Annotated in this window: 9 protein-coding genes; all 9 read left to right on the plus strand. The window is 62.4% G+C overall.

Annotation, left to right across the window (positions count from 1 at the left end; translation table 11 throughout):
- Nucleotides 1–129 precede the first annotated feature (129 nt).
- The 9 genes from C8264_RS09500 to C8264_RS09540 all read left to right on the plus strand — a co-directional run bounded on the left by C8264_RS09500 (nucleotide 130) and on the right by C8264_RS09540 (nucleotide 12,349).
- Nucleotides 130–720: a chemotaxis protein CheD gene (locus C8264_RS09500; RefSeq protein WP_108460748.1), complete on the plus strand. Its 591-nt coding sequence runs from the start codon at nucleotides 130–132 to the stop codon at nucleotides 718–720.
- Between the two features lie 190 nt (nucleotides 721–910).
- Entirely contained in the window at nucleotides 911–2,428 is a 1,518-nt protein-coding gene (locus C8264_RS09505) for a methyl-accepting chemotaxis protein (protein ID WP_162783545.1), read from the plus strand.
- A gap of 45 nt (nucleotides 2,429–2,473) precedes the next feature.
- Complete coding sequence (locus C8264_RS09510; protein ID WP_108460750.1) at nucleotides 2,474–3,319, plus strand: CheR family methyltransferase; 846 nt, start codon at nucleotides 2,474–2,476, stop codon at nucleotides 3,317–3,319.
- Nucleotides 3,316–4,365, plus strand: a complete 1,050-nt coding sequence (locus tag C8264_RS09515) for a protein-glutamate methylesterase/protein-glutamine glutaminase (RefSeq protein WP_108460751.1) — start codon at nucleotides 3,316–3,318, stop codon at nucleotides 4,363–4,365. Before C8264_RS09510 ends, C8264_RS09515 begins: the two co-directional genes overlap by 4 nt.
- A gap of 117 nt (nucleotides 4,366–4,482) precedes the next feature.
- A complete protein-coding gene (locus C8264_RS09520) occupies nucleotides 4,483–4,872 on the plus strand; it encodes a response regulator (RefSeq protein ID WP_056233086.1) in 390 nt (129 codons plus the stop codon).
- 228 nt (nucleotides 4,873–5,100) lie between these two features.
- Nucleotides 5,101–7,620 carry a methyl-accepting chemotaxis protein gene (locus tag C8264_RS22510; RefSeq protein ID WP_108460752.1) on the plus strand — a complete coding sequence of 840 codons (2,520 nt, stop codon included), beginning with the start codon at nucleotides 5,101–5,103 and terminating at the stop codon, nucleotides 7,618–7,620.
- 169 nt (nucleotides 7,621–7,789) lie between these two features.
- Nucleotides 7,790–9,859: a methyl-accepting chemotaxis protein gene (locus C8264_RS09530; protein WP_245893015.1), complete on the plus strand. Its 2,070-nt coding sequence runs from the start codon at nucleotides 7,790–7,792 to the stop codon at nucleotides 9,857–9,859.
- An 11-nt stretch (nucleotides 9,860–9,870) separates the two neighbouring features.
- The gene (locus C8264_RS09535; protein ID WP_205245652.1) at nucleotides 9,871–11,916 is read left to right on the plus strand and encodes a methyl-accepting chemotaxis protein; all 2,046 of its coding nucleotides are present in this window, start codon (nucleotides 9,871–9,873) and stop codon (nucleotides 11,914–11,916) included.
- 70 nt (nucleotides 11,917–11,986) lie between these two features.
- Nucleotides 11,987–12,349 carry a methylglyoxal synthase gene (locus C8264_RS09540; RefSeq protein ID WP_108460753.1) on the plus strand — a complete coding sequence of 121 codons (363 nt, stop codon included), beginning with the start codon at nucleotides 11,987–11,989 and terminating at the stop codon, nucleotides 12,347–12,349.
- The last annotated feature ends 11 nt before the right edge of the window (nucleotides 12,350–12,360 follow it).

The raw sequence follows: 12,360 nt of genomic DNA on the forward strand, positions 1-12,360 counted from the left end.
AGCGCGAAAACCCTAAAACAGTTCTTGCAAACACCAGGGATGGAGGGAGCCATGGCAGAGTGGTTAGCGTTTGGTCAATGCTTGCTCTCTAGGATCAGGACAAAGCCTTACTAGGACTATGCGACTTCAATGGCATTGCCGAATTCCCTGCCGCCCGAATTCGACCGCGGCGTTGTTACCACTGTCCACCAAGGCGACTGCCATGTTTCGGACGCAAGTGACCTCACCTATTCAACGGTGCTGGGCTCCTGCGTTTCGGCCTGTGTGCGGGACCGGATGGCCAACGTGGGCGGCATGAACCACTTCCTGCTGGCCGAACAATCCGGCTCGGCTCGGGACCGCTATGGTGCTTCGGCGCGCTATGGCGCATTCGCCATGGAACAATTGATCAACAAGGTCCTGACCCGCGGCACCGGCCGCAAGGCTAATCTCGAGATCAAGATCTTTGGCGGCGGCAAGATCAACTCGGCTCTTGACGACGTGGGCGCCAAGAATATCGACTTCGTCCGGCAGTTCCTGGCCGATGAAGGCTACATTGCAGCCAGTGAAGATCTGGGCGGCAACTATGCACGTCGCGTGCTGTTCAAGCCCTATTCCGGGCGAGCCTTCGTCAAGCGCCTCGACAGCGATCTGGGCGCCAGCGTTGCGCGCGAGGAAATTGCTTTGGCCAAGCGGCGCGTCGTCGTACCAGTGCCGATGGTTGATATCGAACTGTTCTGATCGGCGCCATCATTCACTGTAGTTTTCCTGATGGGAGCGAGGCGTACCAAGATGAGACGGCTGTTTAGACGGCGGAGTTCTTGGTGATCAAAGTCTTACCTGCGGCCACCCACCTATAGATTTGATTAACCATTCTTGAGCTAGAGTGACGCCTGTCTAACTCTGCTTGATCGATTGGTTTAGCGACCTCATGCCGAATCTGCGCCTAGCGTTGATCATCTCAGCCCTATGGCTTTCGGCTTGCCTGTTGGCAGGGGGTATCGCGACGCTAGTGGGCCCCGGATCGATCTGGCTCGGCGTTGCAGTCTTGCTGCCGGTGCTGACCGTATTGCTGACCCTGGTCGGCGCTGTTTTGGCCGACCGACGCGAGAGCCAGACCCTGGCTGCAATTGCCATGGCGGCAGGTCTCAGCGACCGGTCCGATGAAGTTCTCAGCATGGGCAGCATTGTCGCCCGGCTCGGCAAACGCCTCGATCGGGCACATCATTTCAAGAGCGCCTTTGTCGCCATGCAGCAACCCGCCATCGTGGTGGACCAGAACGGGATGATCCTCGCGGCAAGCGCCGGCATCGAGCCATTGGCCAAGCGCAGCTTGGAAGGCGCAACGCTGGATGCAGTTTTTGGCGAGGGGTATCTTGCAGCCGGGGGCGGGCCGCCCGAACAGGGCATGGTCATGCTGGGCGACCAGCGCTTCGAAGTGAAGCGTCACACGATTTCGACCTATTGTGTTCTGCTCGAGTTCGTGCCGGCCGGCACCTATATCGAGGATGACGACCTGGACGCCTTTGTCGGCGCGCTGGGGAGCGGGCAAACCAGTTTCCGCTTCGCAACCGAGGCGGCTCGGCGCAATGGCGCACTACGCGCCCTGAATGGCGCCATGGCAGCCATCGACGCCGGATTGCTGCAATTGGAGCGGGTTGCTGCCGGTAATGATGAGTTGCCCGATGCGCTCGATGGACCTCTGGGGGGCGTGGCGCGCCGGCTCAATGATTTCGCGGGTGCGGTGCTCGACCAGGTCAATGAAGAGCAGGCATTGCGCCAGACGCTTGAAGCCCGCCTCAAGGCCGTTGGCGGGCTTGTGGCCGGTTTCGAGACGCGGCTTGCTGAAGTCAATGCGCTCAGCGCCGCCAACAAGGACGATGCCGATCATACCGGCCGGGCGCTCGCCCAGGGCAATGCACATCTCAAGCAGGCGCTCGCCTGGGGCCGAAACGCCCAGACCCTGGCTGGTGCCGCCGAGCTTGCGGTGCGCCGCACGCATGAGGTGGTGGGCGAAGTCGATCAGATGACCCGCGAGATCGACCAGATGGTGCAAGCCATCGAGGACGTGTCGTTCCGCACCAATCTCCTGGCACTCAATGCTGCCGTCGAGGCGGCACGCGCCGGCGAAAAGGGCGCCGGCTTTGCCGTGGTGGCCGACGAAGTGCGCCAGCTTGCGCAACTGACCAATAATTCGGCACGGGAAATCCGCGCCGTGGTCAGCCGCGGGCGGGCACAGGCGGAGGCCGGCGTAACAGAAGCCCAGCACCTGCAAAAAGTGATCGCCGATCTCGAGGGTTATTTACGCAATCTAAGCAATGAAACCGGCACTGTCGCGACGACGCTGGAAGAGGGCGAGTTGGCCATGCGGCGGCTCACCGGAAGGATGGCGTTATTTGGCGAGGCAGCGCCGCCGGCAGCAATACCGGCGCGGCGCGCCAGCGTCTAAACGGACTTCCGCTCGGCGGTTCGGGGCAATCGGGGTACGCCAGCGATGGACCAGGCAGAAATTCTACTCAGCGACCGCGAGTTCACGCGGATCAAGCGGCGCGTCTATGAGGTGGCCGGCATTTCCCTCAGCGATGCCAAGCGCACGCTGGTGGTGTCGCGGCTCAGCAAGATTGTCCGCGCCATGGAGCTGGGTAGCTTCGACGCGTATATGGACCATCTGGAACGCGGCGGATCGAGCCGCGACGGTCAGAACTTCATCAACGCGCTGACGACGAACCTGACGCGGTTCTACCGTGAAGATCACCATTTCGCGCACCTGCGAAGCTATGTCGGCGAGTTGATAGCGGCAAAGCCGCGCGGCAGCCGCTTGCGCATCTGGTCCGCCGGCTGCTCCACGGGCCAGGAGCCCTATACGATCGGCATGGATCTGCTGGCGGCGTTTCCCGAACTCAGGCGCTGGGACCTCAAAATTCTGGCGACCGACATCGACACCGCCGTCATCGCCAGGGCCGCACAGGGGATCTACCCCGAAAGCGAAGCGCAGGGACTTTCAACCGAACGCCTGCGCGCCTTCGAGCGCGGTAGCGACGGCACCCTGCGCATCCCCGACGCCGTGCGCGAACTCATATCGTTCAAGCCGCTCAACCTGATCGGGCCGTGGCCGATGAAGGGTCCGTTCGACGCCATTTTCTGCCGCAATGTGGCGATCTATTTCGACAAGCCAACGCAGGGCGAAATGTTCGGTCGCTTCAACAAGCTGCTGGCGCCCAATGGCTTTTTGTATATCGGGCACTCGGAAAATCTGGGCGCAGGCGGGGACGGGTACCGGCTGGTCGGCAAAACAATTTATCAGTCCAAAGCAATCGCCAGCAAACGAGAAGCGGCATGAGTATCAAGGTCCTGGTGGTCGACGATTCGGCGCTGATCCGCGAAGTGCTGGCCCGCACGCTGGTGCGGGATGGTGACATTGAGGTGGTGGGAACGGCCACCGATCCGATCGAAGCGCGCGAAAAGATCAAAACGCTCAATCCGGACGTGGTGACACTGGATATCGAAATGCCCAACATGAACGGGCTGCAATTCCTCGACAGATTGATGCGCCTGCGCCCGACCCCGGTGATCATGGTTTCGACGCTGACCAAGAAGGGCGCCAGCGAAACGCTGTTGGCGCTTGAACTGGGTGCGGTGGATTTCGTCGCCAAGCCGGGGGCGAACCTCGAAGGGGGGATCGAGGCTTTCGGCGCAGGGCTGCGCGACAAGATTCGCGCTGCCGCAAAATCCGACGTGCGCGGCCGGTCGGCCAGCCGGGCCGATGCGCCCAAGCAGGTGCTCAAGACGGCGGCTGGTCCAAGTGGCGCCCTGATCGCCATCGGCGCGTCGACCGGCGGGGTGGAGGCGATCCGGACTGTATTGACCCAGATGCCGCTCGACTGCCCGCCAATTGTCATCGCCCAGCACATGCCCGCCGGTTTTACTGCCCGGTTTGCGGCACGGCTGGATGAGTTGTGCCAACTTAGCGTCGTGGAAGCGGAAGACCGTATGGTGCTGCAGCCCGGTCACGCCTATGTGGCGCGCGGCGACCACCATTTGCGGATTGAGCGCTCCTCGGGTCAGCTCAAGTGCAGGCTGTCCCAGGATGAACTGGCTTCCGGGCATCGCCCCAGCGTCGATGTCTTGTTTGAATCGGTGGCGCGGGTGGCCGGTCCCCTTGCGGTGGGGGCGATCCTCACCGGCATGGGCCGCGATGGCGCGCGAGGCCTCAAGCTGATGCGCGATGCCGGTGCTTATACGGTCGGACAAAGCCAGGCTTCGGCGCTGGTTTACGGCATGCCGCGGGTCGCGTTCGAGGAAGGTGCGGTGGTCGAACAGGCGCCGATCGAGGCCATTGCGGGGCGGCTTGCCAATGCGCTGGTGCGGATCAAGTCGGCCGCCTGATGTCCGCCGCTACAGGGGAATGCAACAAGCGCGATTGAGAGATTATAAACGCTTGTCGCCTACAGTTTTTCGCAGATGGCGGTATGCCCGCCCTGACGCCAATAAGGTAATAAGACCGTGCCAAAAGCCAGTGCTGTCAGCGTTCTGATCGTTGATGACCAGCAATCAATGCGTGGTATTTGTAAGTATATCCTCACTCAACTGGGCTTCAAGGACATCATCGAGGCCAAGAGCGGCCGCGATGCTTTGGGCAAGCTTGAGAAAAGTAATGTCGATCTCATCATTTCCGATTGGAACATGGAAGACATCGACGGGCTGACCTTGCTCAAGGTGATCCGCAAGCACCCACGGACCCAGGCCATGCCCTTCATCATGGCCACCGGGCGCTCCGACAAGGAACAGGTCAAGGAAGCCATTTCCTTTGGCGTGAACAACTACATCATCAAGCCGTTCGATGCCTCGACGATGAAGAAGCGCATCGAGGCCGTAATCGGCGCGCTGAGCTAAAAGCTTCTCCAACCAGTCCCATTCGAGAGAGCCACCCGCCTGGGTGGCTCTTTTGTTTGTGCCACATTTTTGGGCACCGGGGATCACTGCGTAAGATGCAGTTAAGGCTCCTTGTGTAACGTTACCATAAGGTCCGCACGGACTTTTGGGGATGATCGCCTGTGGCTGCGCCAAGCAGCCCGCCGTCTGCAATGACGCCCAGGCGAAATAACAGGGTTGGAGTATCTGATGGGCTTTCTGCCTCAACTGAAAATTGCGGAAAAATTGCCGCTGGCCCTGGTGGGCTCGGCGCTGGTGGTGAGCGCAGGCGTGGGGATCGCCAGCTATTTCATCGGCTTGCAGACCGTGCAGAACCAGCGCGACTCCGCCATGCAGGCAGCCCTGCAGACCTCCGCCTCGGCCGTCGAAAACTACTACCGTACCGTGGAAGTCGATCTGCGCCTGTTTGCGCAGCGTTCCGACACCGCCAGCGCGGTCAAGAACATGATGCGCACCTTCGATCAGATGCGCATGGGCGTCGGGGATGGCACCAAGGCGCTGTTCCAGGCAGCCTATGTGGATGCAAATCCGAACCCCGATGCCGGCTGGGAGCTTGATGAATCCGGCGGCAAGGCCGGCGGCTACGATGCCCAGCACAAGCGCTTTCATCCGGGCCTGCGCTCCCTTCTCGTGGAGCGCGGCTATGCGGACCTGTTCCTGGTCAGTCCGCAGGGCGAGATCATCTATTCGGCGGCCAAGCGGAGCGATTTCGCCGGCAATGTGCTGACCGATCCGGCGCTCTCGGGCACCGGCCTCGCCACCGTCTTCAACGCCGTCAAGGATGCCGAGGCGGGCACCACGAGCTTTGCCGATTTCAGCGCCTACGCACCCAGGGGCAATCTGCCGACCAGCTTCATGGCCATTCCGGTGTTTGACGAAGAAACGCCCATGGGCGTGCTGGCCGTCGCTGTTGCATCGAACTCGGTCGGAATGCAGCTCTCGAACGTTTCTGGATTGGGCGAGGGCGGGGAAGCGCTCCTTGTCGGCAGCGATGGCCTGCTGCGTGTGGACTCCGATTACACCGAGGGCGACGACACGCTGGTGACGGCGCTCCATTCCTCGGTGGTCACCGACGCGGCTGCCGGAACGCCGGGCCAGGGCGTGATCACAGAATATCGTGGCACGCCCATGGTTATCGCTGCGCGCGGCGTATCCGTGCAGGGCACCGATTGGGCCATCGTTGCCGCGCAGCCCGAAAGCACCGCAATGGCGCCCATCGTGGACATGCGCAATACCATGCTGATGGTGGGCGCGGTCCTGCTGGCGCTGGCCGCACTGGGCGGCTATCTGGTATCGCGTTCCATCAGCAGGCCGCTGTCGCGCCTGACCAACACCATGCAAGATTTGGCCGATGGCGAGTTGAACCTTGAGGTCGCGGGACAAGCGCGGACCGACGAAATCGGCGCCATGGCGCGGGCGGTGGAAGTGTTCCGCGAGAACGCCGTGCGCATCGCCGAGATGACCGAGGCCGAAGCTGCGCAGATCATCCGCAACCAGGCCGAGCGCGCCGCCATGATGCAGGATCTGCAGCGGGCCTTTGGCGCCGTCGTCGATGCGGCCATCGCCGGGGATTTCAGCAAGCGCGTCGATGCCGAGTTCCCCGACGAAGAACTCAACACGCTGGCCCATTCGGTCAATTCGCTGGTCGAAACCGTGGATCGGGGCCTCGGGGAAACCGGCTCGGTCCTGGCGGCGCTTGCCGATACCGACCTGACCCGGCGCATGGAGGGCCACTATCTCGGCGCCTTCGCCAAGCTCAAGGCCGACACCAATGCGGTTGCCGACAAGCTGACCGATATCGTGGGCCAACTCAAGGATACCTCCGCCCAGCTCAAGACGGCCACCAGCGAGATCCTGGCCGGCGCCAATGATTTGAGCGAACGCACCACCAAGCAGGCCGCAACCATCGAGGAAACGTCGGCCGCAATGGAACAACTGGCCTCGACGGTGATGCAGAACGCCCAGCGCGCCCAGGATGCCAGCAAGGCGGCTGCAGGCGTCAGCCAGACTGCCGAACAGGGCGGGCAGATCATGCACCAGGCCACCGAAGCCATGGAGCGGATCACCCAGTCCTCGGGCAAGATCTCCAATATCATCGGGCTAATCGACGATATCGCCTTCCAGACCAATCTGCTGGCCCTCAACGCATCGGTCGAAGCGGCACGGGCAGGGGATGCGGGCAAGGGCTTTGCCGTCGTCGCCGTGGAGGTGCGCCGCCTCGCCCAATCGGCCGCCAGTGCCTCGGCTGACGTCAAGCTCCTGATCGAGCAGTCTGCGGGCGAGGTGAAGAACGGCTCCAAGCTGGTGCTCGATGCAGCCTCCAAGCTGGGCACCATGGTCGCTGCGGCTCGCTCGTCCAACGACGCCATGACTGGCATTGCGCGGGACAGCCGCGAGCAGGCAGGCGCCATCGAAGAGGTCAATACCGCCGTTCGCACCATGGACGAGATGACCCAGCACAATGCGGCGCTGGTCGAAGAAATCAACGCCGCCATCGAGCAGACCGAGGCCCAGGCCATCGAGCTTGACCGGATCGTCGATATCTTCGCTATCGAGCCTGGCGCCTCGACAATGGAACGGCCATTGGTCCACGCGGGGCCGCCGCCCGCCAGCGGTGCCCGCGGTCTGCAGAACAAGCTCAAGACCGCTGCGCGCACCTATCTCAGCCATGGCAATGCTGCAATCGAGCAGGACTGGAACGAATTCTAGGCACAACAGCGTGCACAAGGAGAGGGCGCCGCTGGCGCCCTTTTCTTTTGGATTGAGTAGTCGCCACGTTTGAAATCGTGGAGAACGAAGGATTAACAGCTATACGGTAAATTCTTCCCACGAATGTTGAAGAACCAGCGCCTGCCGCTGCAGTTCTGGGGGGATCTACATGCACAAACTTGGCCGCATGCTCGGCAATATCCGGATGACCACGATGATCGCCGCCTTGGTGCTGGTCTCGATCATCGGCTCGATCGCTGTTGTTTCCGGCGTCATCTACATGAATTTGCGGGACCGCTCGGTAGCCGATAGTCATGTGCAGCAGGCGACAAACCTGGGCGTCGCAGCGACCATTCTGGAGCGGCGGATTTCAGGCTCGGTGTTGCAGTGGACGCCGGAAGGCACCATGGACGCCTTCCAGAGCTGGGCCGTGCCGCCCTTCTACGATACCGAAATCATCGATTCCGTGACGCGGGTTACCCAGCAAGATGCCACCATCTATGTGCTTGATCCTGCCAGCGGCAATCTGGTGAGCAAGACCACCAGCCTTGCCGCACCCGATGGCACCCGCATTGCCGATATGGTGCTCGATGCAGGCAACCCTGCCTATGCTACGGTGATGGCGGGCGAGCAGTTCCTCGGCGTCCTGCCGGTCAATGGCATCAGCTTCTTCGGCGCCTTGCAGCCCATCGAGAAGATGAGCGGCGAAGTCATGGGCGCCATTTTCGTGGGTACGCCCATGGAGGCGGTCAATGCTCATGCCAATGAGACACTGAACCTGATCCTGCTGGTGGGCGGCGCCGTCACGGTGGTGTTCGGGCTGGTTGGTCTGCTGCTGTCGCGGTTGATGACCAAACCCATTCCCAGATTGGCCGGCGCCATGGATGCCATTGCCGAGGGCGATTACCACGCGGACGTGCCGTTCACGGAATGGGGCAACGAGGTGGGCCGCATGGCGCGCTCGGTGGAAGTGTTCCGCCAGAACGGGCTGCGTGTCAGCCAGATGACCGAAGCGGAAGCGGCCCGCATCATTGCGGACCAGGAAAACCGCAAGACGATGATGAGCGAGCTGCAAGCGGCGTTCGGCGAAGTGGTGGATGCCGCCGTAGCCGGCGATTTCACGCGGCAGGTGACGAGCGAGTTCCCCGATCCCGAACTCAATGGCCTTGCCGCAAGCGTCAATAACCTCGTGGCCAATTTCAACCGCGGCGTCACCGAAATCGCCCATGTGCTGGCGGCCCTCGCCAATACCGACCTCACCGAGCGCATGGAAGGCGATTATGAGGGCGCGTTCGCCAACCTCAAGGCCGACGTCAACGCCGTGGCCGACAAGCTGACCGATGTGGTCGGACAGTTGCGCACCACGTCCGGCGCGCTCCGCACCGCGACTGGCGAAATTCTCAGCGGCGCCAATGATCTGAGCGAACGCACCACCAAGCAGGCCGCGACCATCGAGGAAACTTCGGCCGCCATGGAACAGCTTGCCGCAACCGTGACCAGGAACGCCCAGCGCGCCAAGGATGCGAGCGCGAACGCTGTCCAGGTGACGCGCACGGCCGAGGAAGGGGGGCAGGTGATGGACGCTGCGACCCAGGCCATGGAACGTATCATCCAGTCGTCGGCCAAGATCTCCAACATCATCGGCATGATCGACGACATTGCCTTCCAGACCAATTTGCTGGCGCTGAACGCCTCCGTGGAAGCAGCGCGCGCCGGCGATGCGGGCAAGGGCTTTGCCGTCGTGGCCGTGGAAGTGCGGCGCCTGGCGCAATCGGCCGCACAGGCGTCCAGTGAAGTGAAGGTGCTGATCGAGCAGTCGGCGGGCGAGGTCAACACCGGCTCGAAACTGGTCGGCGACGCCGCAGGCAAGCTCAAGACCATGCTGGAAGAAGCCCGCGGCAATAGCGGGCTGCTGGATTCCATTGCCCAGGACAGCCACGAGCAGGCTGCCGCGATCGACGAAGTTACCGTTGCCGTGCGCACGATGGATGAGATGACCCAGCACAATGCGGCGCTGGTCGAGCAGACCAATGCCGCTATCGAGCAAACTGAAGGGCAGGCGCGGGAGCTCGACCGGATCGTCGATATCTTCCAGATCCAGCACAGTGACCACGCCGCTGAACCCAGGCGCGAGCAGCACGCCGACGCGCGCGGCCTGCAGGAAAAGCTCGCCAGGGCATCGGCCCGGCTGGGCACGCATGGCAATGCTGCGCTCGCCGCAGACTGGAACGAGTTCTAGGAGTGAGCGGCATGTTGAAGCGTACTGGAAACCGGCTGGGCAATATCAAGCTCACCACCATGATCGCCGGGCTGGTCATTTCCGCCGTCATCGTTTCGGTGGGCGTAGTGACCGTCGCGATCTATCTCAATCTCAGCGCCGCGACCCGCGAGACGGCGCTGAACCAGCAGGTCACCAACCTCAAGACCGCAGCGACCATCGTGCAGTCCAGCCTGCCCGGCGCCGAAGTGCAATGGACGGATACCGGCGATATCGCCAGCATCCGGACCTGGGCCATGCCGCGGCAGTTCATCAACCATGACATGATGGATTCTGTTGCCCGGGTCACCGGCCAGTCGGCCACCATTTTCGGCCTCGATGAAGCGAGCCAGGACTTCGTGCGCATGACCACCACGATCCTGGGTGAGGATGGCCAGCGCCTCGTGGGTACGCCGCTGGACCGTGACGGCCCTGCCTATAGCGCGGTCATCGAAGGCCAGGCCTATTGGGGTGAGGCAGATATCGCCGGCAAGGCTTACTACGCCGCTTATCAGCCGATCTTCGATCAAACCGACCAGCCTGTCGGGGTACTCTATGTGGGCATCGACAAGGCCCAGATCGAAGGCGTCGTGAATGAAGCGCTCACGCTCCTGGCCGTCGTCGGCCTCGTGACCTTGGGCGTGCTTGGTGTTGCCGGCTACATTCTGTCACGCGTGATGATGTCATCCGTGCCGCGCCTCGCACGAACCATGAAAGTGGTGGCCGAAGGAGATTACGAAGCCGACGTGCCGTTCACCGGCCGTGGCAATGAAGTCGGCGAGATGGCGCGTGCGGTGGAAGTGTTCCGCGAAAATGGCCTCAAGGTCAGCCAGATGACTGAAGACGAACGCGCGGCTTCCCAGCGCCGGCGCGTTGAGCGCAGCGACATGATGGGGACGCTCCGCGCTGCATTCGGCGAAGTGGTGGATGCCGCAGTCGCGGGGGATTTTTCGCGGCGCGTGCATGCCGAATTCCCCGATCCGGAGCTCAACGCACTCGCCCAGAGCGTCAACAATTTGATGGAAACCGTCGATCGCGGCATCGGTGAAACCGGCATGGTACTCGGTGCCCTGGCCGACACGGACCTCACAAAGCGCATGCACGGCGACTACCAGGGTGCATTCGCCCGGCTCCAGGCAGATACCAATGCGGTCAGCGAAAAGCTCACTTCGGTGGTGGTGAGCGCGCAGCAGATTTCCGGCTCGCTGAAGCAGGCGACCGGCGAAATCCTCAGCGGCATGAACGATCTCAGCGAGCGCACGACCAAGCAGGCCGCAACGATCGAGGAGACTTCGGCGGCAATGGAGCAATTGGCGGCGACCGTCTCCGACAATGCCCGTATGGCCGAAGATGCCGACGGCAAAGCCCAGAGCGTTGCGCAGAGCGCGGCGCAAAGCGGGACGACCATGACCCATGCCAACGAGGCGATGGAGCGCATCACCTCAAGCTCGGCCAAGATCTCCAACATCATCGGCATGATCGACGATATCGCCTTCCAGACCAATCTGCTGGCTCTCAATGCTTCGGTGGAAGCAGCGCGTGCCGGCGACGCCGGCAAGGGCTTCGCGGTGGTGGCCGTGGAAGTGCGGCGCCTCGCTCAATCAGCCGCGAGCGCCTCGTCCGACGTCAAGGCGCTGGTCGAGCAGAGCGCCACAGAAGTAAGGGGTGGTTCGCGCCTTGTGTCCGATGCAGCCGATCAACTCGCTGCCATGCTGGGCGCCGTCAACGAGAACGCCAGCCTGATGCAGGCCATTGCCCGCGCCAGCCGCGAGCAGGCCTCAGCCATCGACGAGGTCTTCGTCGCCGTGCGGACGCTGGACGAGATGACCCAGCACAATGCGGCGCTGGTCGAGCAAACCAATGCCGCCATTGAGCAGACCGAGGCGCAGGCCAGCCAGCTGGACCAGGTCGTGGCGGTGTTCACCACCTCCGAGGAACCGGCCCGGCCGACTTCTCAAACCGCAAGGGCCAGGCCCGCCGCCCGGACCTATCGGTCGGAAGGCAATGCGGCCATTGCGGCGGATTGGAACGAATTCTAGCCCGCAGCGCCATTGCTCCAATCCTTCAAGACGTGCTTGAAGGCGGCACGTAATCCCTAAGGAGACAGCAATGGCGCGGATCGGTCTGGTTGCCCATGACGACAAGAAGGACGACCTCTGCGCCTGGGCGGTGCAGCACAGGGCCAAGCTTTCCGAACACGAACTCTGGGGCACCGGAACCACTGGCGGGCGTATCATTGCGGCTACGGGATTGCCGGTGACGCTGCTGAAAAGCGGGCCTTTGGGCGGGGATCAGCAGCTGGGCGCGATGATCGCCGAGGGGCGGCTGGACGTGCTGATCTTCTTTATCGATCCGCTTTCAGCCCAGCCCCATGACGTGGACATCAAGGCCCTGACGCGGCTGGCGACGCTTTACGATGTCCCTTGCGCCAACAACAAATCTACGGCAGATGCCGTGCTCGCCTATATTTGACCGGCTGGTCA

It is taken from the genome of Devosia naphthalenivorans, from assembly GCF_003056355.1.
Lineage (GTDB): Bacteria > Pseudomonadota > Alphaproteobacteria > Rhizobiales > Devosiaceae > Devosia > Devosia naphthalenivorans.

Bases quoted from the DNA above. Each gene is read 5' to 3' on its own strand.
- C8264_RS09530 (WP_245893015.1), top strand. From the start codon at position 7,790: ATGCACAAACTTGGCCGCATGCTCGGCAATATCCGGATGACCACGATG.
- C8264_RS09500 (WP_108460748.1), top strand. From the start codon at position 130: ATGGCATTGCCGAATTCCCTGCCGCCCGAATTCGACCGCGGCGTTGTT.
- C8264_RS09540 (WP_108460753.1), top strand. From the start codon at position 11,987: ATGGCGCGGATCGGTCTGGTTGCCCATGACGACAAGAAGGACGACCTC.
- C8264_RS09515 (WP_108460751.1), top strand. From the start codon at position 3,316: ATGAGTATCAAGGTCCTGGTGGTCGACGATTCGGCGCTGATCCGCGAA.
- C8264_RS09505 (WP_162783545.1), top strand. From the start codon at position 911: ATGCCGAATCTGCGCCTAGCGTTGATCATCTCAGCCCTATGGCTTTCG.
- C8264_RS09535 (WP_205245652.1), top strand. From the start codon at position 9,871: ATGTTGAAGCGTACTGGAAACCGGCTGGGCAATATCAAGCTCACCACC.
- C8264_RS09510 (WP_108460750.1), top strand. From the start codon at position 2,474: ATGGACCAGGCAGAAATTCTACTCAGCGACCGCGAGTTCACGCGGATC.
- C8264_RS22510 (WP_108460752.1), top strand. From the start codon at position 5,101: ATGGGCTTTCTGCCTCAACTGAAAATTGCGGAAAAATTGCCGCTGGCC.